Source organism: Lentzea guizhouensis (assembly GCF_001701025.1).
In the GTDB taxonomy this organism is placed as follows: Bacteria; Actinomycetota; Actinomycetes; order Mycobacteriales; family Pseudonocardiaceae; genus Lentzea; species Lentzea guizhouensis.
Genome location: NZ_CP016793.1, coordinates 6,287,135 through 6,310,277, shown reverse-complemented (window position 1 = coordinate 6,310,277; position 23,143 = coordinate 6,287,135). Strand labels below are relative to the sequence as shown.

Below are 23,143 nucleotides of genomic sequence, written 5' to 3'. Positions count from 1 at the left end.
GCACCGGTCTGTCATCCGCGGCTGGCCACGACGCCATGCTAGTGGCGCGACTCAGAACCTTGGCGAGGTAATCCACGCTCAGCAGGGCACCTCGCGGCGCCGCCCCCACGCCCCCATACATCCAGTATGAAGACGTGGGGGCGACACCACGATGCACCCGTCTGACCGCGAATTCCCCCGGCAACTTTCTGCGCCACACCACTGGAAGCAGATCTCCGGTACCGGCCGAACTGCTTCATCGGCACGCCACCTCCACCACCGCGCGCAAGCGCCTTGTGACTATTAGTCAGCTACCCTACTATGCCTAATAGGCATATATCGGACAGGGTGGGCGCACGAGCCCGACCGGGAGGAATCGCCACATGGCGGACGCGATCGTGGCCGAGCAACTGGTCAAGAGATACGGCGAGGTGGTGGCCCTCGACGGGCTCAGCCTCCGGGTACCGGAAGGGAAGATCCTCGGGCTCCTCGGCCCCAACGGTGCCGGCAAGACCACCACGGTGCGTGTGCTCACCACCTTGATCAAGCCCGACAGCGGGCAGGCCACCGTCGCCGGGTTCGACACCGCGAAGCAGGGCAAGGCGCTGCGCAAGGTGATCGGCGTGTCCGGGCAGTACGCGGCGGTCGACGAGTACCTCACCGGGTTCGAGAACCTCGCGCTCGTCGCGAAGCTCTACCACCTCGGCCGCCGCGACGGCGCCGCGAGGGCCCGTGAGCTGCTCGAGCAGTTCGACCTCACCGAGGCCGCCGACCGTCCGGTGAAGGGCTACTCCGGCGGCATGCGGCGCAGGCTCGACCTCGCGGGCGCGCTCGTGGTGCGGCCCAAGGTGCTGTTCCTGGACGAGCCGACCACCGGCCTCGACCCGCGCAGCCGCAACACGACGTGGGACATCATCGAGGAGCTGGTCGCGGGCGGCACCACGGTGCTGCTCACCACCCAGTACCTGGAGGAGGCCGACCGCCTCGCCGACCGGATCGTGGTCGTGGACCACGGCAAGGTGATCGCCGGCGGCACCGCCGAGGAGCTCAAGGTCGAGGTCGGCGGTGACCGGCTGGAGGTCTCGGTCGCGCACCCCGACGAGCTGCGCAAGGCCCGCGAGGCGCTGACGCCGATCGCGACCGGAGAGCCCACCGCCAACACCGAGGCCAAGCTGCTGACCGTTCCGGTGACGCCGTCGGACGGCGTCCTCATGGACGCGGTCAAGCGCCTCTACGACGGCTCGGTGGCGGTCACGGACGTCGGTCTGCGCCGCCCGACGCTGGACGACGTGTTCCTCACCCTCACCGGCCGCACCGCGGAGGCACCACCGGACGTGGTCTCGGAGAACGGCCAGGAGCCCGCCAAGCAGAAGGAGCAGGTCCGATGAGCCTGGGGGCCGCGCTGAGCGACGGGGTGGCGCTCACCCACCGCAACCTGATCAAGATCAAGCGGGTGCCCGACCTGCTGACGACGTCCCTCATGGGACCAATCATGTCGTTGCTGCTGTTCGCGTTCGTGTTCGGCAGCGCGATCGAGGTTCCCGGGCTCTCCTACCGCGAGTTCCTGATCGCGGGCATCTTCACCCAGACCATCGCGTTCAACGTCGTGACGACCGGCAGCGGGCTCGCCGACGACATCCAGCGCGGGATCATGGACCGGCTGCGGACGTTGCCGATCTCCAGCTCCGCCGTGCTCGTCGGCCGCACGACGAGCGATCTGATGAACAACGCCCTCGCGTTGCTGGTCATGTCCCTCACCGGTCTGCTGATCGGCTGGCGCGTGCACACGTCGGTGCTCGAGGTGATCGCCGGCTTCCTGCTGCTGCTCCTGTTCGGGTACGCCATGTCGTGGGTTATGGCCGTCGTCGGCCTGTCCGTGCGCGCGCCGGAGATGGTCACCAACGCGAGCTTCATGGTCGTCATGCCGCTGTCGTTCGTCGCGAACACCTACGTCAGCACCGAGCGGATGCCCGGAGTGCTGCGCGTGATCGCCGAGTGGAATCCGATTTCCGCGGTCACCCAGGCCGCGCGGAACCTCTTCGGCAACGTGAACCCCGCCGCCCCGCCCCCCGGGGCGTGGCCCCTGCAGAACGCGGAACTGGCCTCGGTCGGCTGGATCGTCGTCATCATGCTCATCTTCGTTCCGCTCGCCATTCAGCGGTACAACAAAGCAGTCAGCCGCTGACCTGAAATCTCCCTCAATTCCTGCCACAGGAGAGGACTGTCTTCATGCGTTCAGCTCTGCGCGTCGCGGCACCGGTCGCCGCGGTCCTGCTGGCGTTCGCGGGCCCGCCCGCGCTCGCCTCCGCCGGGACCATCAGCGCGTCTCCCACGTCGGGCCTCATCGACGGCCAGCAGATCACCGTGCGGGGCAGCGGCTTCGCGGCCGGTGACGAGGTCTGGATCAGCCAGTGCGGCACCATCGGCGGCCTGCTGCGCTGCAGCGGGGCCGAGGGCCAGGTCGTCTCGGCGGTCGCGGACGCCTCCGGCTCGGTCTCGGCGCAGCTCCTCGTGCGCACCACCTTCACCGGGTACGACGAGAACGGCCAGCCCGCGGGTCAGATCGACTGCGCGCAGGCGTCCGGCTGCTTTGTCAGCGCGAGCGTCGGCACCGGCCCCGAACTGAACCGCGTGGCCATTTCTTTCCGCTGAGTCCGGCACCGTCACAGACATTGCGCGCAACCTGAGAGAAGCAGCCGTTCTCTGCCCCTTGCTAAAAAGAGACGCTCTGCGCAATTTCCGATAAATGACGGGAGAAGCACACAATGGTGAACAGATTCTCTGGCGGCGTGGCCGCGGTCATCGCGGCGACCGCCCTGGTGATCGTTCCCGTCGAGGCGGGCGCGGACGACCGCGGCGGCTCCGTCGTGATCACGGCCGACCAGGACTGCTACGAGTTCGCCGAGCGGACGCGCATCACCCTGGACCAGGCCCGCAAGCTGATCCCCGCTCGCTACACGGCCCAGGAGTCACCCGACGCACGCGGCATGGTCGACGTGTTCATGGGTGACTACGCCTGCAAGTCGATCTCGCTGAACGGCAAGCCCGGCCGCCCGACGATGGTCACCATGGCCAGCGTCAACCTCGCGACCAGGGACGGCAAGCCCGTGCCGCAGGGAACCGCGTTCCCGCTGTGGTGGGGCACCGACCACAAGGAGCTCGCCCGCGCCGTGCAGCGGCTGGGCGCGCCGGCCAGGGTGATCGAGGGCAAGCAGTCGGTCAAGGACATCGGCGGTGGCAAGCTGCACGTCACCAACGCCTACTGGGGCGACAAGGTCGACCACGTCAGGACGGCGGTCGTACCCGACCTCTCCAAGGCGCCGCTGCACCGCGTCATCACGCCGACCGGCTACTACCAGGGCGAGCGCGGCGAGGTCCAGTTCGTCTACGACATGAAGCTGCACGTGGTCTTCGGCGCCGCCGACCTGACCACCGTGTCGCACCCGCGCTCGGACATCGTGACGCAGTACGGGTTCCCGCAGGTCTACCAGGGACCGACCGACTACCTCGTCGGCACGTGGACGCTCAAGATCGAGCTGAAGCGGCGGTCCTGACCACGGACCCGGGCGGGCGGCGGAGCATCCTCCGCCGCCCGCCCGTTCAGGTCATCATGCCGCGCAACACGAACGGCAGCGCCTCGGCCTGGAAGTCCACGTCCGCGCACACCTCCCGCAACGTGCCCTCCAGGACGACGAGCGCGAGGATCGGGAACACGAACGCCGGGTCGGCCGCGAGCCCGTGCTCGCGCTGCACCGCGAAGAGCCGGACGGTGAACGGCACCAGGTCGAAGTCGGCGACGGAGTCGCGCGTCGCGGACTCCACCAGCTCGATCATCGCGGCGCGGAACCCCGCGCGGTCCGAGCGGGCGGTGGCGGTGGCCGTCGCGAGCACGACGTCGGCGCACGCGGCACCGTCGCCCCGGGTCATCCGGTAGAAGAACTCCACGAACGCACGCCGGCCGCCGTCGCTCATCCGGCGGCAGAAGCCCGCGTCGACGATCACCGCGGACCCGTCCGGCATCGGGTAGAGGTTGCCGGGATGCAGGTCGCAGTGGACCAGCCCGTCCAGGAAGATCATCTGGTAGACGGCGCGCAACGCGGTGAGCGTCGCTTCTCGCTTCGCCTGCGCGGCAACGGTTCCGGCGCGCAGGTCCGGTACGTGCTCCATGACCAGCACACCGGGCCCGCAGTACTCGCCGCGCACCTCGGGCACCCGCACTCCGGCAACGGCGGCGAGGTTCGCGCCCAGGTCCCGCAACGCGACCGCTTCCGCCTCGAAGTCGAGCTGCTGGCGGACCGCCCCGGCGATCTCGCCGGCGACGTCGGCCACGGGCATGCCGCCCAGCAGGCGCCACGACTCGGCGAGCCGGGCGAGGCCGCGCAGCAGCTCGAGGTCGCGGGAGACGATCCGGCCGACGCCCGGCCGGCGCACCTTGATCGCGACGAGTCCGCCGTCGCGCAGCTCACCGCGGTAGACGCACGCGATGCTGCCGGCGGCGGTGGGCGTCAGCGCCACGAGGTCGTCCCGCAGCCGTGCCGGAAACCGCCGCCACGCCTGGTCCACGGGGACGACCGGAAGATCGTCGTACACGTGCGACAGTGCCCGGCACACCTTCGGTGGCACCACGTCCACCCTCGTGGACAGCAGCTGCGCCACCTTCAGGAATGCCGGGCCGAGCCGCACGACCGCGTCCGCCAGCAGGTCCGTGCGCCGGCGCGAGAACACCGCGCGCACGCCCGTCGCCGTGACCACCGCCAGGACCTCGCAGGCCCGCAGGGCGACCGCCGCGCGCATGTCAGTCGTCGGAGGACAGGTCGATCTCGTGTGTGACGTGGCTGCCGCACACGCTCGTCGACGCCAGTGCGAGCCGGGGCTTCGCGCTTCCGGCCGAGGTCGCGTAGAGGCCGCCGTCCAGCTCGGCGACGTCGTAGAACGTGGTCGGCGTGCGGGACAGGAACGTGGTGCCGACCGGCGGGAACGTCGTGATCCCCTTGGCCTCCATGACGAGCGGGTCGAGGTTGAGGTACAGCGACCCGCGCAGGCTGATGACGAGGTACTGCTCGAAGACGACGTCCGCGGGCAGCAGCGCCTCCACGCCCCCCGCCCGCAGGCCGGTGAGGATCCCGAGGTTGGGGCGCGCGGGGTTCTGCTGGATCAGCAGACCCGTCTCGTTGGAGTGGAAGTGGGTCATCAGGCGGGTCACGGCGATGCGCGGCCGCCCGTCGGGCAGGGTGGTGACCTCCTGCGAGCTGCGCACCGCGCTCAGGCCCTTGACGTCGGCGCAGTCGAGCGTCTCGCCGTCGGAGAAGAGCACGGTCAGCTGGCCGCGGATGCTGAGCCCCACGTGGTGCTGGCTGTTCGGCACGACGAACGGGTCGGAGCGGTCCGGTGACGTGGTCGTGGTCATGGCGTTCTCCTCGGGGTCTGCGCCTCGTGGGCGAGGGGGAGCGACAGCACGCCGCGGAACATCGTGCTGCGCTGGTACTGCAGTGCGTCGGGATCCGTCGGCAGGCGCCAGCCGGGCAGCCGTACGAGTGCGCGGAACGCCGCGACGAGTTCGAGCCGGGCGAGGACGGCGCCCACGCAGTGCCGCATGCCGCTGCCGAACGACAGCGGGTGCACGCCGGTCCTGGTGACGTCGAACCGGCCGGGTTCGGCGTAGCGGGCGGGGTCCCGGTTGGCCGCGCCCATCAGCGCGACCACGAGCTCGCCGCGCCGCAACGTCTTCCCGCCGAGCTCCAGGTCGTCCGCGAGCTGCCTGCTGTTGGACTGCACGGACGAGTCGTAGCGGAGGATCTCCTCCACTGCGCCGGGCACGAGGCCGGGACGCGAGCGCAGGAGCTCGAGCTGTTCGGGGTGGGCGGCGAGCGCCAGCACGCCGTTACCGATCTGGTTGGTGACGGTCTCGTGGCCCGCGAAGATCAGCGTGACCACCATCGCGATGATCTCCTCGCGGCTGGTGTCCCCGTCCGCGCACAGGATTCCGAGCAGATCTCCCGATGCCGGGCGGGTGTCGACCAGGTCCGTGAGGTAGCCGGTCAGCTCGGCCATCGCCGCCTGGCCGTCGGCGATCTCCGCGGGGCCGGCCGCGAGGTCGAGGGTGGGGCCGATGCGCAACGACCACGCGCGCAGGCGGTCCCGGTCGTGCGCGGGCAGGCCGAGCACGGTGGAGATCACGCCCAGTGCCAACGGGTACGCCACGTCGTTGATCACGTCGAGCTCGCCCGCGTCCTGGCCGACCAGCTCGGCGACGAGCCGGTCGATCTCGGCCTCCAGCGCGCGCAGGGCGCGAGGTGCGAAGGCGGGCATGATCAGCGTCCGCAGCCGGGTGTGGTCGGGTTCGTCCTGGAACAGCACCGTTCTGCTGAGGATTCCGCTGAGCGGGCCGGGCCCGACGAGCTGCGACCAGAAGTCGCGGATCCCCTGCCGCACCAGGCGGTCCTCGCCCAGGACCGTGCGCACGTCGTCGTAGCGCGAGACGAACCAGATGCCGTTCACGCCGCGGTGCACCGGGTCCTCGCGCAGGAGCCGGTCGTAGTGCGGGTACGGATCGCGCTGGACCTCGGGGGCCGAGGGGTCGAAGCACGCGAGCGGAAGCGGTTGTCCGGCGAGCTGGGTCATCGCGAACTCCTCTGTCCGGAGGACCCAAGGTTACTTATTTTTCATATACTGAGTCAACGCGAAGGCGTTCTTCCATCTAGCTGTCTTCCGATGTCAGTCCTCCGGAAGTAGCGATCTTGAACGGAGTTCCCGATGTCCCCTCACCGCGGCGCGCTGGCGTGGTTCGAGATCCACGTCCGCGACGTGACCAAGGCGGCGGAGTTCTACGGCACCGTGTTCGGGTGGACGTTCGACCCGCTCGGCGACGCCGACGAGAGCCTCGACGGCTACCTCGTGATCACGCTGGCGAACGGCGAGGGCGCGGGCGGCGGCCTCGCCCGCACGGCCACGCCGGACGAGCCTGCCGGCCGCGCGTCGAGCGTGCTGTACCTGCAGGTGGACGACATCCCGCGGACGGTCGAGCTGGCCCTCTCCGCGGGAGCGGCGGTGCACCGCCCGCTCATGGACATCGGCGGCGGCCACGGATTGTGCGCGATCATCCGCGACCCGGACGGCAACCACGTCGGCCTCTGGTCGTCGTGACCGGACGAACGAGGATTCCCGGCCGGGGGTGACGACACCTCGGCCGGGAATCCCCTCTGGCGCGGCGGTCGCGGCCGGGCCAGGGCCCTGAGGGGGACGTGAGGGCCCTGGCCGGCGTCAGCCGCCGGTGGTGTTGAGGAGCACCGAGACCGTGTCCGCGAGCGAGTCCGCCGTCGCGAAGTCGGCCTTGCCGTCACCGTTGAAGTCGGTGACCACGATCGCGGGCGCACCGCTGCCGACCTTGACGCTCACCGGGGCGGAGAAGCCGCCCTTGCCGTCGCCGTGCAGCAGGCTCACGTCGTCGGAGTCGAAGTTCGGCGCCACGATGTCGGCGAACCCGTCGCCGTTGAAGTCGCCGACACCGGTGTCGGAGGGGTGCTCGCCGGAGCCGAGCACGACAGGTCCGCCGAAGCCGCCCTTGCCGTCACCGAACAGCACGGCGATCTGGTCCACCTCGTACAGGGCGCTCACGATGTCGGCGAAGCCGTCGTCGTTGAAGTCGGCGATCGCGGCGCCGGCCGAGGTGTCACCCGCCGGGTAGGCCGTCGGAGGCCCGAACCTGCCGCCGCCGTCGCCCTTGAGCACGGTGATGTCGCCCGAGTTGTAGTTGGACACCGCGAGGTCGAGCTTGCGGTCCCCGTCGAGGTCCACAACGGACAGCCGCAGCGCACCGTCGCCCGCCGGGTGGTGACCCGGTGCGGCGAACCCGCCCTTGCCGTCGCCGAGCAGCACCGTCACGTCGTCGCCGTTGAGGTTCGGCGTGACCACGTCGAGGAAGCCGTCGCCGTTGAGGTCCCTCGCCACGGCGCGGGCGGGTCCATCGCCGGCCGGGAAGGCCGTGGGCGCGCCGAACTTCCCGGTGCCATCGCCCAGCAACAGCGACACGTCGTCGGAACCGAGGTTCGCGGCCACCAGGTCCTGGTGCCCGTCGGAGTTGAAGTCACCGGCGGCGAGACCGTTGGGCGTGCGCCCCGCGGTGAGGATCACCGGTGCCTGGTACCCGCCGCCGCCGTCGGCCAGCATCACCGCGACGTCGTTGGAGTTGTAGTTGGGCGTCGCCAGGTCCAGGGCGCCGTCACCGTTGAGGTCCGCGGCGAGGATGTCCGCCGACGCGTCACCTGCCTTGAACGTCGCGACCGCCGCGAACGACGCCTGCGTGGCGGGCGGCGGCACGGGAGCCGGGGTGCCCGCGGACGGGACGGTCGCGACCGGGGCGGTCGCGGTCGGCCGGGTCTCCGAGGAGGCGCCCGGCGGGGAGTTCGGTTGCTCGGACCTCGTGGTGCAGCCAGCGACCAGCACCACCGCCACCAGAGATACCGCCACTTTTCGGGAAACGCGCGTTCCGGCGCCCATGTGCTTCTCCTCGCACTCGATCAGCTGCGAGGCCCAGTGTTGTCGGCGCGTCGCGGACCAGGCTTTTCCTGGCTTGCGATAACTCCGGAGAACTGCTCCGCACATTCAGCACACTGTGAGAAGAAACCGCCCGCGGTGCGCCGTAGAACGGGTCGTGAGCCTGCCTGGAAACGGGGAGAGATGAGCGACATCGAATCATTCGGACGAAAGCTCGGCGATTTTACGCACGGCCTGCTCGCGGGCCGGGACGGAGAAACCGGCGTGACGAACGAACTCCGCAACGAAGAGACACTGCGCGCGCTGTACGACAAGTTCAACGAGAACGACCTCGACGCGGCGAGCGAGCTGCTCACCGAGGACTACGAGGGCCTCGACGTGCCGTCCGGCGAGGTCGTGCGCGGCCGCGCCGGCTGGAAGCAGCGGCAGGCGGCGAACCGGGCCCCGTTGCCCGACGCGCGGACGACGATCCAGTCGCTCGTGGTCAAGGGCGACTTCGCCGTCGCCGAGGTGGTCAACGAGGGCACGCACACCGCGCCGTTCCCGCTGCCCGGCGGCGGCGAGCACCCGCCGACGGGCAACCGGATCCGCGGCCTGAGCTGCGAGCTCTACGAGTTCCAGGACGGGAAGATCGCCAAGGGCACGCTGTACTACGACTTCCTGACCGTCGCGACCCAGCTCGGCCTGAAGTTCTGAAGCCGTACCGCGCGCACGGGACAGGCCCGTGCGCGCGGATCGCGTCCGCTCGTGCCACCGGGGTCACCTCTGCCCGAACATCACCCGACAGGTAATGACTATTTGTCATATCATCGCGCTGTTCGGTCATGACGGTCACGACCCTCTGGAGACGACATGGACCTCGTCCAGGGCATCGGCGGTGTCTTCTTCCGCGCCAAGGACCCGCGCGCGCAGGCCCGGTGTACCGGGACAACCTCGGCATCCCGCTCAGCCCCGGCGACGGCGAGGACACCGGCGAGGAGACCCGGATGTGGGACCAGCAGGCCGGGCCGACCGTGTGGGGACCCTTCCCGTCCGACACCGAGTACTTCCACAACCCCGCCCAGCAGGTGATGATCAACTTCCGGGTCGGCGACCTCGACGCCGTGCTGGCGCGGCTGCGCTCCGGCGGGGCTCCCGTCCGCGACGAGGTCGAGGAGTACGACTACGGGCGGTTCGCCTGGGCGTGCGACCCGGAGGGCAACTGGTTCGAGCTCTGGGAGCCGTCCCGGCCGAACGCCGCCACGTGATCGCACACCGCCACCGGCCTTCCCGATGACGATCCGTTGTGGACCGTCGCCGACGTGACCGCGGCCGCCGGTACGCGGTGCCGGACGGGCACCGGCGCGACCGAAGCGTCTGGTTCGTCCCGTCCGCCTCCCGCTCTGCCACAGCCGGCCGCACCGCCGTCCGCTTAGGACACAGGGCGGGATGGCAGACTGTCCGGAAGTCGTTCACCGCACGTCAGGACGCAGGAGAAACACCGTGGCGCAGGAAGAAGTGCCCAGCCAGGACCCGGCGCTGCCCGCCACGGCCTACGCGGTGCTGGGCCTGCTGTCGTTCGGCCAGGAGCTCACCGGCTACGACCTCCGCAAGTGGGCCATGAACATGCGCTACTTCTACTGGAGCCCCGCGCAGAGCCAGATCTACCTGGAGCTGCGCAGACTGCTGCAGCACGACCTGGTCGAGGTGCAGGTCGAGGAGCAGAAGAGCCGCCCGGACAAGCGTCTGTACCGCATCACCGAGGCGGGCCTGAAGGTCTTCCGCGAGTGGCTCGACCACGCCCCCGTCGGACCGCCGCTGCTCAAGCACTCGGTGGCGCTGCGGCTGTTCTTCGGCCACCAGACCGACCACGCCCGGCTGCGCGAGGTGCTCACCGAGTACCGCGACTGGGCCGTCGAGCAGACCACCGGGCTCACCGAGCTGCGGACCGAGCTGGACCAGCGCCTGCCGTACCCGGCGCTGGTGGCCACGTGGGGCTCGGCGTACTTCGCGGCGGAGATCACGGCGATCGACGCGGTGCTGGCCGACCTGGACCGGATGGACCGCGAGGAGGAGGCGGACTGACGGGCCCGCGACCGTATTGGCGGCCTTGGCGGTGCGGCCGACGAGTGCGGAAGGTGTCCGCAGCCCGCGCTCCACGCCGCTCCTAGTCCTCCCCACCGGTCCCCCACCCGCTCCTGGGACCGGTCCGGCGCGGTTCCTGCCCGCGTCCCTGGTCGATCCGGCGCGGTTCCTGGTCGTGTCCCTGGTCGTGTCCCTGGTCGATCCGGCGCGACTCCTGCCCGCGTCCCTGGTCGATCCGCCGAGGCTCCTCCATCCGTTCCGCGAACTGGGCCCGCAGCTGCGACACGATCATCGCCGACTCCCGCCGCACCCGGTCCACCTCCCACCGCGCCTGCTGGCGCACCCGCTCGATCTCCATCCGGTGGTCCTCGACCAGCCGGCGCCTCTCCTCGTTCGCCTCGTCCAGGGTCTGCTGCCAGCGGCCCAGCAACTGGTCGCGTTCCGCCGCGACCGCCGCCCTGGCCTGGTCGACCAGGTTGTCGGCCGCGCGTTGCCGGACCTGTTCCTCCGCGCGTTGTTGTTCGGCGTGGCGTTCCTCTTCCTTGACCCTTTCGTGCCTGATCATCCGCCGCGCCGCCAGAAAGCTCAACAATGCGGTGATCACCGCCGCCACGGGACCGCCCAGTTGCAGAAAGTCCATCGCACGCCATTCTCCGGAAACAAGATCCTGTTTTCAGTATCGTGATTCCGCGGAGAGGCGTCTCTTCCCGGTTGCGAGATCGGCTGGGATGCCCCAGCGGCCTGAGAACACGATGTCGGACAACGACATCCGCGCGGGCGGGTGAGCGCGGCCGGGGCGCGCCCACCGGAGTCCGACCACCGTGACGAGCGTGTGCGTGTCCGGTACGGCCAGCGCCGTGCGGACGGCCGCGCGGTCGAAGCCGCCGTACTGGCGCACGTGCAGGCCCTCCACGCGGGCCCTGGCGGTCAGGCCGCCCACGCCAGGCCCAGCTCGTACTCGGTGCCCCGCATCCGCTCGCCGGCCTCGTCGGTGGTGCGCACGGTCGCGAGCACCAGCGCCACGGCCGTCGCCGCCTTGACGCGGTTGTCGTCGGCCAGGGCGCCGAGCAGGGTCTCGTAGGTCGGATCCGCCTGCCTGCCGAGGACGAAGCGCCACGGCTGCCGGTTCCACGCCGACTCCGCCGAGCGTGCCGCCTCGAACAGGCGCGTGCACGCCTCCGGCGGGATCCCCGGCCCGGCCATCAGCGTGCCGGCCCGTGCGTCACGAGCAGGCCGGCCAGCACGACGAGCGCGAGGCAGTGGTGCGTCCAGTCCACCTCCAGCAGCTGGGGGAACGCGATCGCGAGCAGTCCGTTCGCGTGCTCCTCGGGGATGCGGACGAGGTGGACCTGCCCGGCCCGCAGCACCTGTTCGGCCAGGGGGACCAAGACGACCGCCGTGCAGGCCTGGATCACCCGGCGGGTGTTCATCGCCGCCCTCACCAGCCGATGGCCGGGTACCAGATGAGCCCGGCCCTGCCGAGGGACCGCAAGACCCAGTACAGCAACGTGAACACGCCGAAGACCAGGAACGCGGAGGCCGTGATCCGTTCGGTGCGGCCGGGTTTCGCGGCGAGCCAGCGCTGCACGCGGCCGCCCGTGCCGTGCGCCAGCACCAGGAACACGACTCCCGCGATCACCAGGTTTCCCAGCGACTGCAACACGAACGCCGACATCCCGTAGAGCACGTTCCCGCTCTCCGCAGCGTGCCGGAACATCATCCGGAACAGCGGGAACGGCCGCCCGATCAGCAACGCGCCGATCAGCACGCCCATCACGACCAGCGGCACCGCGGGATGCCGCCGCCGGATCCGCGCGAACGGGTCCGGCACGAGCCGCACCGCCGCCAGGCCGAGGTAGGTGAACGCGACGCCGATCAGTCCGAACACGACCATCGACTGGACCTGGCGCGGGCTCAGCACCCCGGCGACGCTCGCCGTCGTCGCGAACTGCGGCATCGACGTGCCCACGATCGCGACCACCGCGCCGTACAACGCCGAGACGCCCACCGCGCCGGCGCAGATCCACCCCAGGGCGCGCATCGAGTCCCGCCAGCGCGGTTTCGCCCTGCCTTGGTCGACCAGTGGCGTCACGACCCCGAACACCGCGATGTTGCAGGCGGTGAAGGAGCCGGCCAGCCCGGTGACGAACGCGAAGGCGATGCCCGCCAGCACACCGTCCAACGGCGTCGCCTTCGCGTCGTGGCCGAGCATCGCGTTCGCCACGTTGTCGCCGATGACGCGGTCGACGAACGGCGCCGACCAGATCACCGTGAGCAGGAACCCGGCGAGCGCGCTCCAGGCGACCAGCCGGCCTCTGTGCCGCACAACGGGATCGGGGAGGAAGGTCGGTTGCATGCTCTCTCCTGTCGAGGAGGGGGAAGGCCGTCAGGCCTGCTCCCGCGGACCGATCTTGAGCAGGCCGGACATGACGGCCTTGGTGAGCACGGGGATCGACTCGGCCTGGAAGTCGAGCTCCTCGTCGAGGGCGTTGATCCGGCCCTCCAGCACGAGCAGGGCCAGCAACGGGAAGATGAACTCGGGCGCGGCGAACAACCCGTTGACGCGCTGCAGGTCGAACAGCCGCGTGGCGAACCGGACCAGGCTGAAGTCGCGGGCGTTGCGGCCGCTCGACTGTTCGATCAACGCGATCGTGCCCCGCCGGAACGCGGCCACGTCGGCCCAGTCGGCGACGCCCTCCGCGCTCTCCCGCAGGATCTCCGCGCAGTGCGGGCCGTCGCCGCGCGCCATGTGCATGAAGAACTCCGCGAAGAGCCGGCGCACGCGAGGCTCGAGCCGGACCACGAACCCGGCGTCCAGCAGGACGATCCGGCCGTCGCGGCCGAGGTAGAGGTTGCCGGGGTGCATGTCGCAGTGCACGAGCCCGTCGAGGAAGAGCATGCGGTACGCGCAGTGCAGCACGCGGCGGGCGAGCTCGGACCGCCGCGCGGCCGGGACGTCCCCGGCGTCGAGCGGGGTGAGCCCGTCGACGAACTCCATCACCAGCACGCCTTCCGCGCACAGGCCGGGCAGTGGCCGCGGGATGTGGAGGTAGCCGACGTCGGCGAGCGACTCGCGCAGTTCGGCGAGCGCGCCGGCCTCCGCGCCGAAATCAGCCTGGGCCGCCACGGCGTCGCCGATCTGGCGCAGCACCGCGACAGCGGGCAGGCCGCGCAGCCGCGGCAACCGCTGCATCACCGCCGCACCGGCGCGCATCACCGCGAAGTCCTGCTCGATCCGCTCGCGCACCCGAGGTCTGCGCACCTTGAGCGCCACCGCGCCGCCGTCGTGCTCAGCCCGGTACACGCAGGCGATGCTGCCGCTGCGCACCGAGTCCCAGTCGACGGTGAACGGTGGTTCACCTCCGTACGCCGATCGCAGGACTTTCCTGGCCACGCGGACTGGCATGGGTGGCACCCGGTCGTGCAGTTCCGCCAACGCCTCGCACCACCCGGCGGGCAGCACGTCCCGGCGGGTGCTCAGCAACTGCGCACCCTTCACGAACGCGGGCCCCAGCGCGACCACCAGCCGGCGAGCGCGACCGGTGACATCGCCTCGCACGATCGACGGCAGCGCGAGAACCGTGTGCCACAGGCAAATCGACAACACGGCGATCGCACGCAGGACCACCTGAACGCTTCGGAACATGGTTATGGTTATAGGACCCCACGACAGGACAACACTTGTTCCAGGTTGCGCGGATCGCGATTGCGTTAACCTGCAAGGTGATCCCTCGACCGGAGGTACGCGCCGTGGACGTGACCACTCTCGCCCTGACCGTCGAACTGGAAGTCGCCGCTCCCGCGGACGAGGTGTTCGACGCGGTGAGCGATCCGACCCGGGTTCCAGCCTGGAGTCCTGAATGCGTGCACGTCGAGTGGACCGACGGCGCCGCCGCGGCCGTGCCGGGTGCGCGGTTCTCCGCCCGCAACAGGGCAGGCGAGTGGGAGTGGGAGGTGATGTGCGAGGTGGTCGAGGTCCGCAAGCCCCGCACGTTCTCGTGGGTCGTCCTCGGCCTGCACGACCCGTCGCTGCCCTCGTCCACCTGGCGGTACGAGCTCACGGATCGCCCCGGTGGCGGAACGCTGATCACGCAGACGTTCCGCCACGGAGCCGGTGGCAGCCACCTCGTCACCGCGATGCGGACCGAACCGGAGCACGCGGACGCGCTCTACGAGTTCCGGCGCGGAGTGTTGCTGCACAACATCACCACGACCATGCGGGCCACGGCGACCGAGCTCGGCTGGTTGCGGGAGTGACGGTCAGTCGTGGTGCCAGCGCGGCTGCTGCCACCGTTCACCGATCTCCAGCATGCGCTGCAGGTTGATCAGCAGTCCCTGCCAGCCGAGCTGGTAGCCGTCGGACGGGCGGCCGTCGACGAAACCGCTGTGCCGCAGGCTGACCCGCGTTCCCGCACCCTCCTCCTCGGTCAGTTCCCAGCTCACCAGGGTGTCCGGCCAGCCGTCGTTGTGCCAGGTGTAGGCGAGCCGGTGCGGGGCCTCGATGTCGACGACCGTCATCGGTCCGTGGTCCCAGCCGAAGTCGTAGCGGCCGCCCTCCCACGGCTCCACCACCGACTCCGCCGGCAGCCACCTGTCGATCTGGGCGGGGTCGACCAGCACGGAGAACACCTCGGCGGCATCCGCGTCGATCACGATCGACGCGGTCGCCGTGTCCTGCTGCCCAGCCGTGTAGTCGGGGCGAGGCGCCAGGGTGCGCCCCTCGGCGAAGTTGGCGAGGTTGCCGACCGCGACTCCCCAGAAGTCGTTCATGCTCGCCCGGTCGAATCCCCAGAACGGCACCGGTTCGTGCAGGACGGACACCGTCGTGTCACCCGTCGCCGTCCGCCGCACCGACATCTCGACCACGGTGTGCATGCCCTCGATCTCCCAGTCGAACCGCAGTCCCCCGCCCGGATCCGCCGCCGCGGACGTCTGCCGCGGCACGTCTCCGAACGGGGTGTGCCTTCCCCAGAACTCGAACCTGCCGTCCTCCAGCCGGACGTCCACGTGCTCGGCGAACCACGTGCTCAAGGACGACTCGGTCGTCATCGCCCGGTACACCGCTGCGGTGGGGGCGAACACCACCGCCTTCACGGACACCCTGTCTGCCATCGCAGGCACCTCCCGTCGTCAGTTCCGCGGACCGCGGAGTCAGGCGAACCTGTCGTCCAGCCAGCGCTGCCAGCACGCGGCGGCGTCCGGCCGCAGCGGCGGAGTCCCGTACCGGTACTGGTGGACGCGGACGCCGCACAGCTGGGCCCCCTCGGCGCTGAACCGCCGCAACCCGCACGCCGTCCGCACGCCCAGGTGCCTTCCGGGGTGCAGGAAGTCGACCACGCCCTCCACCAGGTCGACCCCCGGCACGTCGACCACCACCCGGTCTCCCACCGAACAGCGCGCGGAGACGCCCAGTGCCGCGATCAGCCTGCCCCACCCGTCACCGCCCGCCGGCCGGGTCGTGGCCATCGCGAGGGTCGCGGGCAAGCCGGCGAAGTGCCGCTGGTAGGCACGCAGGTTGTGCAGGAACAGGTCCCAGCACGCGTCCAGCGCGTCGTACTCCTGGTCCCACCTCTCGCTGTCGGGAAAACCGTTCTGCACCAACCGGAACGCGGTCTGCCCACCACCGGCCGCCGCGAGCGCGAACTCGTAGCAGTACACCGGCTCACCGGGCGCGCCGAAACCGCCGTACACCAGCCGCCGGGGCGGGTCGGCGGCCAGCACGACGCCCTCGCGCACGCCACCGGGCCCGAAGTCGGTGCGCACCATGCCGCCCGGCTCGGGTTCGATCGCATGCGGCACGTACCAGGTCGCGAAGCCCGAACCGCTCGAGATCGACTGCCACACCTGTTCCAGCGGTGCCTCGACCTCGATCTCCTTGACGATCCGCCGAGCCATGCAGCCTCCCGTCAGTGTGACTAATAGTCAGACTAACGCGTGTACGCGGCCAGGGCGACGGCCAGCTCGGCGGGCACCTCCACCGGCGTCACCCCGTCGCCGGTGCGCCGCATGCACGCGACCGTCTGCGCTCCCCGCGCGACGACCACGGCACCGCGCCGGAACTCGAAGTCCATGACGACCCGGTTGCCGCCCGTGTCGGAGAGCGACATCAGCACGTCGATCTCCTCCAGCGCGAAGCACTCCGCGAAGTAGTCCATCCGGCAGGACACGGTGACCATCACGAGCTCGCCCGCGGTGAGCCGGCGCAGCACGCCCGGTGCGTGGTCGGCCAGGAAGTGCTCGCGGCAATGGCCCTGCCACCGCAGGTAGTGCGCGAAGTAGACGTTGCCCACGAGGTTCGTCTCGTCCAGCGTCACCACGTGCCGGTGGACGTAGTGCTCAGGCATCCCGCTCCCCCATCGCCAGCGCCGCGGTCACCCGGCCCCGGTCGGTCTCCCGCTGGGCCACGACCACGCGGGCCCCGCGCGCGGTCGCGGCCATCAGCCCGTCGCCCGTCACCTCGTCGAACCGAACGGCGTCCTCCTCCGCGAGGGGCCGCCCTGCCACCACACCGGATTCACCGAGAACCGCGAGAGCCTTCACCGCGGCGGCGCCGGGTTCGACGTCCTCCACCGTCCAGTGCAGACCTACCGGATGGTCCGCGGCGACCCGCAGGTCGTCCCACAGTTCCACCCGGTCCGCCCAGCCCTGCTCGACCAGCCGCCGGCTCAGCCACGGCCCGAAGTGGTCGAAGGGCATCGGGCCGGCGAGGTCGTTGTCCCCCACCGCCTTCAGCCGCAGCCCTGTCCACCGCGCGACCGGCAGGCCGTCCGGCTGCACCAGGTCGACGTCGAACACGAACTCCGATGCCGAGTGCCACCGTTCGACGGCGTGCACCTGGAGCATTCCCACAGGCTTGCGCCACACGTTCAGCTCCTCCACCCCTACCGGCAGCGCACGCTTGTGCGGTACGCACGGCAGCAGCGCGTGGATCGTCGCGTCGTGTGCGGCCGGATCGCCGAGCAGCAGCCGGGAACCGTGGTACGAAGCGAACCACATGTCCTCTCTCGCGTGCACCCAGGCCGTGACGGTGAACGCCGACAGCCTGTCGTAACGCACGACCCGCTGGAACCGTCCACTGTGGAAGAGCACGGACCCGTACGCGTGGTGGACCGGCCCGGTGGCCGGGGCGGTGGCCGCGGCCCGCCGGGCAGGAGGCGGTGAGGACGGCACGAGGGTCGCGCTCATGTGGTCGCTGCCGAAGCGGTCGCCGTCCTGGCGCACGGTCAGCTCCACCCGCCGGTCGCGCCGGGCGAGCGCCGCCACCCGGATGACCCGGTCGGAGCGTTCACCGACGGTCACCGGGCGGTGCAGCTCCAGCCCGCGGAACGTCCACGAGCCGCGCGGTCCGGTGGTGAGCGCGGCGGTCTGGGCCATCGCCTCGGCGCCGAGCACCGCGGGCAGCACCAGCACGCCGGACACCCGGTGCTCGCTCAGGTAGGGATCCGTACCGGTGTTGAGCGTCGCCTCCGCGATCGTCTCCACGCCGGGGACCCAGCTCGGCAGCCGTTCGGCGAACCGCAGGCCCGCGGGCGACGGGTGGTGCTCGGGGTCGACCCGCAGCGTCGCGGTGGCCGGGAAGCGGCCCGCGACGAGCAGGGTGACCGGCGCCGTCGGGTCGGTGAGCGCGTCGAGCATCGCCGTGACGCCCTGCTCCGGTTCGACCAGGGCGAGCCCCAGCCTGCTGAGCTGCGTGGTCACCTTCATCCGGTCTGCCATGCCGACGCCCGACCACGCCGACCACTCCAGCAGGTGCGTGCGGCACCGGCGATTGCGCCGCGCCCAGCGCTCCAGCTCGACGCGCATCCAGTCGTTGGCGACGCAGTACTCGGACTGCCCGGCGAGGCCCTGCCTGCCGATGATCGACCCGAAGCCGACCACGAGCCGCAGCTCGGCCCCGGCGGCCGCGAGCAGCTCGCGCAGCCCGTCCACCTTCGGCGCGACGGTCGCGGCGAGGCCCTCCTCGGTGACCTCGGCGAGCCGGCGCGGGTGGTTGATCCCGGCACCGTGCAGCAGCCCGCGCACGGTCCGCGCGGCCTCCCGCACCGCGGCGCACCGGGCCGGTGAGGTCGCAGCGGAGGTAGTCGGCGCCGAGCGGCACTCCGCGGCCACGTCCGGGTCCTCGGCCGGGCGCCTGCCCAGCACGACGAGCTGCGCCGACTCCCGCGAGCGCGGCGCAGCGCGCGGTGATCCCGGTGGCGCCACCGCTCACCAGGCACACGTCTCCGGCTGCAGGCAACGCGGCCGACGCCGGCGCTCCGAGGTGCGGCCGCGTCACCTGCCGTTCGACCACGCCCTCGCGGACACGGAGCTCCGCATAGCCGGAGGGCGGCGTGAACGACATCGCCGCGGCCACGGCCGAAGGGCTCTCACCCGACGGTCCGCACACCACGGTCACGGCGCACGCGGGCAGCTCGGCCGAGACGCCCGGCCACCGCCGCGGCAGCCGGATGTCCGGTGTGCGCGAGGACCAGCCGTCGCGCCCCGGCGATCGCGCGCAACAGCTCGGCGATCTCCCGCGTTCCGGCGCCGTCCGGCAGCTCCACCACCATCTCGGACGGGTCGTGCGCGGCCGGGCGTTCCCGCGCGGGCCCGACCGGCTGCCAGTGGTGGGCGAACAGCCCGACCCACGGCCGCACGCCGCTGATCCGGGACGGCTCGTCGGTGCCGTCGTCGGGCAGCTCCGCGAGCCGCCGCGCGAGCCCGCCCACCGTGACGCCGTCGAGGGACTCGTCCAGCACGAGCTGCCTGCCGTGCCGCGCCGCGATCTCCGTGACCAGCCGCACGACCTGCAACGAGTTCACGTGCAGGTCGGCGAGCAGCACGGTGTCGCCGGTGATCGCGGAGACCGGCAGTTCGAGCTCGGCGGCCAGGTGCTCGCGCACGGCGGTCAGCAGGTCGGTGCCCTCGGCGGCCGGTGCCACCACCGTCTCCGCCGCCTCGACCGGCCGGCTCGTCGACGGCCGCACCCCGTTCTTGGGCAACGACTCGCACGGGTTCGCCAGGAACTCGAGCGGGGTGTCGAGGTCGACCTCCCGGTGAGCGCGGTCGCCGAACCACGCCTGCGGCTTGGCGGTCGCGGACGCGAAGAGGGCGGCCGAGGCGAACGCGGTCCGCCGTGCGGACCCACCGCAGTCGAGGCTCACGGCGGGCACCCCGGCCGGTGCCGCCAGCGTGGCGAGCATCGTGCCCGGCCCGGCCTCGAGCAGCAGGTCGCACCGAGCGGCCAGGTCGCGGACGGCGTCGAGGAACCGCACCGGTTCGGTCAGCTGCTCGACCAGCAACGCGCGGATGTCGTCGAACGGGCCGAGGCGCGCACCCGTCACCGTGGAGAAGACCGGCTTCTCCGGTGCCGTGATCTCCACCTCCCGCAGGAACTCCCGCCAAGGCCCCGCCACGGCGGCCATCGCCGCGCTGTGGAACCCGTGCGACACCGGCAGTTCCGCGACGCGCACACCGACCGCTCCGGCACGCGAGGCCACGACGTCGAGTGCCGCGCGCGGTCCCGCGAGCACGGCCGACTCCGGCCCGTTCTCCGCGGCCAGCACGGCTTGCGTGCCCTCCGCGAGCTCGGTCGCCACCCCGGCCGGTGCGGCGACCGAGAGCATCCCGGTGCCGCGGGCGCCGAGTCCGCCATCAACCGGCGCGCGCGCGGCCAGGCCGAGGACCTGCTCTCGGGAGCGCCCGGCCCAGGCCAGCGCGGTGAGCTCGCCGAGGCTGTGCCCGACCGCGGCGACGGGTGCAGCCGAGGTGCGCAGCCAGGCCAGTCCGGCGAGGACTGCCACACCACGCGGGCTGGGCGATCGCGGTGTCCGCCGACCCGTCGACCAGCCGCACGGCGTCCGGCGCGCGCGGCACCGGCAGCAGCGTCCCGGCAGGCCGAGCGCGCGCACGGGGCTGTCCGGCAGCAGACCGACGGACGCCGGTCGCGGCCGAGCACGACTCCGCCGGTTCGTCCACCAGCAGGGTCGTGTCCCAGCCGGCAACCTCTTGCGCGCGGTGGCGGCGGCGCGAGCCCGGGGGTCCGCGACGAGCACGCAGCGCACCGCGTGCGCGGTCGTGCGCGGTCAGCGTGGCGGCGAGGTCGTGCAGTTCGGCCTCGCTCATCGCGGGGCACCGCTCGCTCAGGTCGCCGAGCCGTTCGTCGAGCGCGGCGAGGTCGTCCGCGGAGATCAGGAACGGTTCCCACTCCGGCAGCGGCGCCGACCAGCGGCGGGCCGCGTCCGGCAGCGTGACGACGGGTTCGGGGGCGACGGGCACGAGCCGGCGCGGCACCCTCCTCGTCATCGCGGTCCGCACGCCCGCGTCGAGCACGACGTGCGTGTTGATGCCGCCGAACCCCGCCGACGACACCCCGCGACGGGTTGCGGTGCGTCCACGGCTCCGGTTCCTCCGGCAGCCGCAGTCCCGCGCCCGCGGCGGCGAGCAACGGGTGGAGCTCGCGCACGCCCGTCATCGGCGGGAGCACCCGGTGCGACACGGCCAGCGCGGCCTTGATCAGCCCCGCGACCCCGGCCGCGGCCTTGGTGTGCCCGATGTTGGCCTTGATGCTGCCGAGGGCGGCGACCGGCGCGCTGAACCCGCGCACCGCCAGCAACGCCTCCAGCTCGACCTGGTCCCCCACCGCGGTCCCGGTGCCGTGGCCCTCGATCAGGCCGGCGGCGGCCGGGAGCAGACCCGCGCGGGCGTAGGCCCGGCGCAGTGCCCTCGTCTGGCCCCCGACCGCCGGCCGCGTGACGCCACCGGCGCCGTCCGAGGACATCCCCCAGCCGACGAGGTGCGCGTAGATCCGCAGTCCCCGCGCCTCGGCCTCCTCGGCGCGCATCAGCGCCACCATCCCGCAGCCCTCACCGGGCAGGAACCCGGTCGGGTCCGCGTCGTAGACCCGCATCTCACCACCCGCGAGCGCGCCGACCCTGGCGAACCCGATCAGCTCGAACGGGTCCAGCGACAGGTCCACCCCGCCGGCGAGCGCGAAGTTCAGCTCACCGCGCGCCAGCGCCTCGCACGCCGTGATCACCGCGAGCAGGCTCGACGAGCACGCGCCGTCCACCGTGTACCCGGCGCCGTGGAAGTCGAAGTGGTTGCACACCCGGCCCGCGATGGTGTTGCTGAGCCCGCCCGCGAGCATCTCGTCGTCGGGCGTGGGGAAAGGTTCCTTCAGCACGCGTTCGGCGGTGGCGAGGACCTTGGCCGCGGTGTCCCCGGCGACCCCGGACTCCTCCAGCGCCGCGCCGACGGCGTGCCGCAGCGACGGCCAGCGCAGCGCAGCAGCGCCGCGCGGCTGAACTCGCCCGCGAGCGAGTTGCCGATGAACACGCCGGTGCGGTCCCGGTCGACTCCCTCGCCGCCGGGAACACCGGCGTCGGCGAGGGCGGCCTCCGCGGTGTCGAGCGCGAGCCAGTGCGCCTGCGCACGACCGTCTTGTCCACATCGGACGGCTCACCGCCGTAGTCGGCGAGGTCGAGCCGTTCCGGTGGGATGGCGCGAAAGGCGCGCCGCCGGCCGAGGACCGTCTGCCACAGCTCCTCGGGCGTCGAGGCGTCCGGGTACCGGCATGCCATGCCGACGACGGCGATCCTGGGGGTCCTCACCGCCCATCAACGCCCGCGAGCGAGACCCTCTCGTTGGCCCGGTCGCGCAGTTCCGCCGCGACGAGCACACCACCGCGCAGGATGCAGACGATCACCAACGCGAAGAAGAAACCGAACACCACGCCGTTGAGCACGAGGATGCCGTAGGTGAACGCGGTCGCCAGGCCGAACAACGCCTGGTTGCGCTTGCTGACCGGCGTGCTGCCGGGGTCGGTGATCATGTAGTTGGTGAAGATGACGAACGCCAGCCCCGTCATCGGCAGCAGGGCCGCCAGCAGGGCGTGGTCGAAGATCGCCCAGCGCAGCACCGCCTGCAGCGCGAACCCGCCGACCCAGCCCATGATCAGCGGCAGCTTGCCGGTCAGCTTGGCGTTGATCATCGTGCCCGCGCCGAGGATCGCGAGCGGCAGGATCCAGTCGATGGCGCCGGTCGGTTCGTTGGTGAAGTGGTAGGGCGGCGCGATGCCGACCCACGGGAACAGCACGAGCGTGAGCGCGATGCCCGCGTTGGAGGGGTTGAGGAAGTGCCGCCTCTTCCCCCTGACGCGCATCCGCAGCACGTACTTGGTGCTGACGCCGGCGGTCACCGCGAAGATGTAGGGCCACAGGGAGGTGTTGCCGTACAGCAGCATCGCGACCGCGAGGCCGCCGATGTGGCTCGGCAGCAGGAAGTTCACCAGCTTCACCCAGCCGCCCACGTAGCCGGGCGTGCGGCCGTGAGCGCGCGCGTCGAGCGTTTCGAGCAGCAGGTCGACCGCGTACGCCACGAGCACCGTCGCGATCGGCGTGATCGGCGACTGCTCGAACCCGAGGACCAGGTGACCGATGACGTTGAACGCGGTGATCGACATGGCGAAGCGCCGCAACGCCATGAGCCGCTTGTCCGGTGGCCGGGCCGCGAGCCGATGGCTGGGCGACGGTCGGGTCGTGTCGGCTGGCGTCGTTGTCATCGCGAGTCACCGTCCTGCAGGGGTTTGGGTGTGAGGAGAGGCGGCGGGTGCCGCGCGTCGCCGGAC

27 protein-coding genes and 2 pseudogenes are annotated in these 23,143 nt (G+C 71.5%); 10 read left to right on the top strand and 19 right to left on the bottom strand.

What is annotated here, in order from left to right; genetic code table 11:
* Positions 1 to 362 precede the first annotated feature (362 nt).
* The 4 genes from BBK82_RS30935 (at position 363) to BBK82_RS30920 (ending at position 3,533) form a co-directional block, all read left to right on the top strand.
* Positions 363 to 1,367, top strand: a complete 1,005-nt coding sequence (locus tag BBK82_RS30935) for an ATP-binding cassette domain-containing protein (protein WP_065918143.1) — start codon at positions 363 to 365, stop codon at positions 1,365 to 1,367.
* Positions 1,364 to 2,164 carry an ABC transporter permease gene (locus BBK82_RS30930; RefSeq protein ID WP_065918142.1) on the top strand — a complete coding sequence of 267 codons (801 nt, stop codon included), beginning with the start codon at positions 1,364 to 1,366 and terminating at the stop codon, positions 2,162 to 2,164. Before BBK82_RS30935 ends, BBK82_RS30930 begins: the two co-directional genes overlap by 4 nt.
* A gap of 44 nt (positions 2,165 to 2,208) precedes the next feature.
* Positions 2,209 to 2,631, top strand: a complete 423-nt coding sequence (locus tag BBK82_RS30925) for an enediyne antibiotic chromoprotein (protein ID WP_065918141.1) — start codon at positions 2,209 to 2,211, stop codon at positions 2,629 to 2,631.
* 113 nt (positions 2,632 to 2,744) lie between these two features.
* On the top strand, positions 2,745 to 3,533 hold the full coding sequence (locus BBK82_RS30920) for a hypothetical protein (RefSeq protein WP_065918140.1): 789 nt from the start codon (positions 2,745 to 2,747) through the stop codon (positions 3,531 to 3,533).
* 46 nt (positions 3,534 to 3,579) lie between these two features.
* Here BBK82_RS30920 and BBK82_RS30915 read toward each other — a convergent pair whose 3' ends face one another.
* Genes BBK82_RS30915 through BBK82_RS30905 form a run of 3 tightly spaced genes read right to left on the bottom strand, consistent with a single transcriptional unit; the run spans position 3,580 to position 6,600 of the window.
* Positions 3,580 to 4,773 (bottom strand): ABC1 kinase family protein, encoded by a 1,194-nt coding sequence (locus tag BBK82_RS30915; RefSeq protein ID WP_065918139.1) that lies wholly within the window; start codon positions 4,771 to 4,773, stop codon positions 3,580 to 3,582.
* Position 4,774: 1 nt separating this feature from the next.
* Positions 4,775 to 5,386, bottom strand: coding sequence for a hypothetical protein (locus BBK82_RS30910; protein ID WP_065918138.1), 612 nt, complete (start codon positions 5,384 to 5,386; stop codon positions 4,775 to 4,777).
* Positions 5,383 to 6,600 (bottom strand): cytochrome P450, encoded by a 1,218-nt coding sequence (locus BBK82_RS30905; protein WP_065918137.1) that lies wholly within the window; start codon positions 6,598 to 6,600, stop codon positions 5,383 to 5,385. The genes BBK82_RS30910 and BBK82_RS30905 overlap by 4 nt, the downstream gene beginning before the upstream one ends.
* Before the next feature lie 132 nt (positions 6,601 to 6,732).
* On the opposite strand from BBK82_RS30905, the gene BBK82_RS30900 reads away from it, so the two are divergent.
* Entirely contained in the window at positions 6,733 to 7,122 is a 390-nt protein-coding gene (locus BBK82_RS30900; RefSeq protein ID WP_065918136.1) for a VOC family protein, read from the top strand.
* A gap of 117 nt (positions 7,123 to 7,239) precedes the next feature.
* Here BBK82_RS30900 and BBK82_RS30895 read toward each other — a convergent pair whose 3' ends face one another.
* A complete protein-coding gene (locus tag BBK82_RS30895) occupies positions 7,240 to 8,475 on the bottom strand; it encodes an FG-GAP repeat domain-containing protein (RefSeq protein ID WP_065918135.1) in 1,236 nt (411 codons plus the stop codon).
* 261 nt (positions 8,476 to 8,736) lie between these two features.
* Between BBK82_RS30895 and BBK82_RS30890 the strand changes: the two genes are divergently transcribed.
* The 3 genes from BBK82_RS30890 to BBK82_RS30880 all read left to right on the top strand — a co-directional run bounded on the left by BBK82_RS30890 (position 8,737) and on the right by BBK82_RS30880 (position 10,536).
* The gene (locus BBK82_RS30890) at positions 8,737 to 9,168 is read left to right on the top strand and encodes an ester cyclase (RefSeq protein WP_065918134.1); all 432 of its coding nucleotides are present in this window, start codon (positions 8,737 to 8,739) and stop codon (positions 9,166 to 9,168) included.
* Between the two features lie 221 nt (positions 9,169 to 9,389).
* Complete coding sequence (locus BBK82_RS30885) at positions 9,390 to 9,719, top strand: VOC family protein (protein ID WP_237047669.1); 330 nt, start codon at positions 9,390 to 9,392, stop codon at positions 9,717 to 9,719.
* Between the two features lie 235 nt (positions 9,720 to 9,954).
* Positions 9,955 to 10,536, top strand: coding sequence for a PadR family transcriptional regulator (locus BBK82_RS30880; protein WP_065918133.1), 582 nt, complete (start codon positions 9,955 to 9,957; stop codon positions 10,534 to 10,536).
* A gap of 82 nt (positions 10,537 to 10,618) precedes the next feature.
* On the opposite strand, the gene BBK82_RS30875 is transcribed toward BBK82_RS30880, so the two are convergent.
* Genes BBK82_RS30875 through BBK82_RS30850 form a run of 6 tightly spaced genes read right to left on the bottom strand, consistent with a single transcriptional unit; the run spans position 10,619 to position 14,182 of the window.
* Complete coding sequence (locus BBK82_RS30875; protein ID WP_065918132.1) at positions 10,619 to 11,176, bottom strand: hypothetical protein; 558 nt, start codon at positions 11,174 to 11,176, stop codon at positions 10,619 to 10,621.
* A 33-nt stretch (positions 11,177 to 11,209) separates the two neighbouring features.
* Positions 11,210 to 11,476, bottom strand: a complete 267-nt coding sequence (locus BBK82_RS30870) for a nitroreductase family protein (protein ID WP_065918131.1) — start codon at positions 11,474 to 11,476, stop codon at positions 11,210 to 11,212.
* Positions 11,464 to 11,739, bottom strand: coding sequence for a nitroreductase family protein (locus BBK82_RS30865; protein ID WP_065918130.1), 276 nt, complete (start codon positions 11,737 to 11,739; stop codon positions 11,464 to 11,466). The genes BBK82_RS30870 and BBK82_RS30865 overlap by 13 nt, the downstream gene beginning before the upstream one ends.
* The gene (locus BBK82_RS30860; protein ID WP_154697599.1) at positions 11,739 to 11,978 is read right to left on the bottom strand and encodes a hypothetical protein; all 240 of its coding nucleotides are present in this window, start codon (positions 11,976 to 11,978) and stop codon (positions 11,739 to 11,741) included. Before BBK82_RS30860 ends, BBK82_RS30865 begins: the two co-directional genes overlap by 1 nt.
* On the bottom strand, positions 11,975 to 12,892 hold the full coding sequence (locus BBK82_RS30855) for a hypothetical protein (RefSeq protein WP_083268262.1): 918 nt from the start codon (positions 12,890 to 12,892) through the stop codon (positions 11,975 to 11,977). The genes BBK82_RS30860 and BBK82_RS30855 overlap by 4 nt, the downstream gene beginning before the upstream one ends.
* 30 nt (positions 12,893 to 12,922) lie before the next feature.
* Positions 12,923 to 14,182 carry an ABC1 kinase family protein gene (locus tag BBK82_RS30850; protein ID WP_083268261.1) on the bottom strand — a complete coding sequence of 420 codons (1,260 nt, stop codon included), beginning with the start codon at positions 14,180 to 14,182 and terminating at the stop codon, positions 12,923 to 12,925.
* 104 nt (positions 14,183 to 14,286) lie between these two features.
* Between BBK82_RS30850 and BBK82_RS30845 the strand changes: the two genes are divergently transcribed.
* The gene (locus BBK82_RS30845) at positions 14,287 to 14,793 is read left to right on the top strand and encodes an SRPBCC family protein (protein WP_065918126.1); all 507 of its coding nucleotides are present in this window, start codon (positions 14,287 to 14,289) and stop codon (positions 14,791 to 14,793) included.
* A 3-nt stretch (positions 14,794 to 14,796) separates the two neighbouring features.
* On the opposite strand, the gene BBK82_RS30840 is transcribed toward BBK82_RS30845, so the two are convergent.
* The 7 genes and pseudogenes from BBK82_RS30840 to BBK82_RS56860 all read right to left on the bottom strand — a co-directional run.
* A complete protein-coding gene (locus BBK82_RS30840) occupies positions 14,797 to 15,648 on the bottom strand; it encodes an SRPBCC family protein (protein WP_065918125.1) in 852 nt (283 codons plus the stop codon).
* Positions 15,649 to 15,687: 39 nt separating this feature from the next.
* The gene (locus BBK82_RS30835) at positions 15,688 to 16,431 is read right to left on the bottom strand and encodes an SRPBCC family protein (RefSeq protein WP_065918124.1); all 744 of its coding nucleotides are present in this window, start codon (positions 16,429 to 16,431) and stop codon (positions 15,688 to 15,690) included.
* 32 nt (positions 16,432 to 16,463) lie between these two features.
* Positions 16,464 to 16,880: an acyl-CoA thioesterase gene (locus BBK82_RS30830; protein WP_065918123.1), complete on the bottom strand. Its 417-nt coding sequence runs from the start codon at positions 16,878 to 16,880 to the stop codon at positions 16,464 to 16,466.
* Positions 16,873 to 18,738 carry a polyketide synthase dehydratase domain-containing protein gene (locus BBK82_RS30825; protein WP_065918122.1) on the bottom strand — a complete coding sequence of 622 codons (1,866 nt, stop codon included), beginning with the start codon at positions 18,736 to 18,738 and terminating at the stop codon, positions 16,873 to 16,875. The genes BBK82_RS30830 and BBK82_RS30825 overlap by 8 nt, the downstream gene beginning before the upstream one ends.
* Before the next feature lie 164 nt (positions 18,739 to 18,902).
* Entirely contained in the window at positions 18,903 to 20,231 is a 1,329-nt protein-coding gene (locus tag BBK82_RS30820; RefSeq protein WP_237048447.1) for a phosphopantetheine-binding protein, read from the bottom strand.
* Positions 20,170 to 20,886, bottom strand: a complete 717-nt coding sequence (locus BBK82_RS54600) for a hypothetical protein (protein WP_065918120.1) — start codon at positions 20,884 to 20,886, stop codon at positions 20,170 to 20,172. The genes BBK82_RS30820 and BBK82_RS54600 overlap by 62 nt, the downstream gene beginning before the upstream one ends.
* A 154-nt stretch (positions 20,887 to 21,040) precedes the next feature.
* Positions 21,041 to 21,664: pseudogene (locus BBK82_RS56860) on the bottom strand (beta-ketoacyl [acyl carrier protein] synthase domain-containing protein); the annotation flags it as partial.
* Here BBK82_RS56860 and BBK82_RS54590 point away from each other — a divergent pair.
* Positions 21,546 to 21,821, top strand: a complete 276-nt coding sequence (locus BBK82_RS54590) for a hypothetical protein (RefSeq protein ID WP_065918118.1) — start codon at positions 21,546 to 21,548, stop codon at positions 21,819 to 21,821. The pseudogene BBK82_RS56860 and the gene BBK82_RS54590 overlap by 119 nt on opposite strands.
* 177 nt (positions 21,822 to 21,998) lie before the next feature.
* Here the strand turns inward: BBK82_RS54590 and BBK82_RS56855 are convergent.
* Together BBK82_RS56855 and BBK82_RS30800 are read right to left on the bottom strand one after the other, a co-directional pair.
* Positions 21,999 to 22,097, bottom strand: a pseudogene (locus BBK82_RS56855) (beta-ketoacyl synthase N-terminal-like domain-containing protein); the annotation flags it as partial.
* A 26-nt stretch (positions 22,098 to 22,123) separates the two neighbouring features.
* Complete coding sequence (locus BBK82_RS30800; protein WP_083268258.1) at positions 22,124 to 23,077, bottom strand: hypothetical protein; 954 nt, start codon at positions 23,075 to 23,077, stop codon at positions 22,124 to 22,126.
* Positions 23,078 to 23,143: the final 66 nt, after the last annotated feature.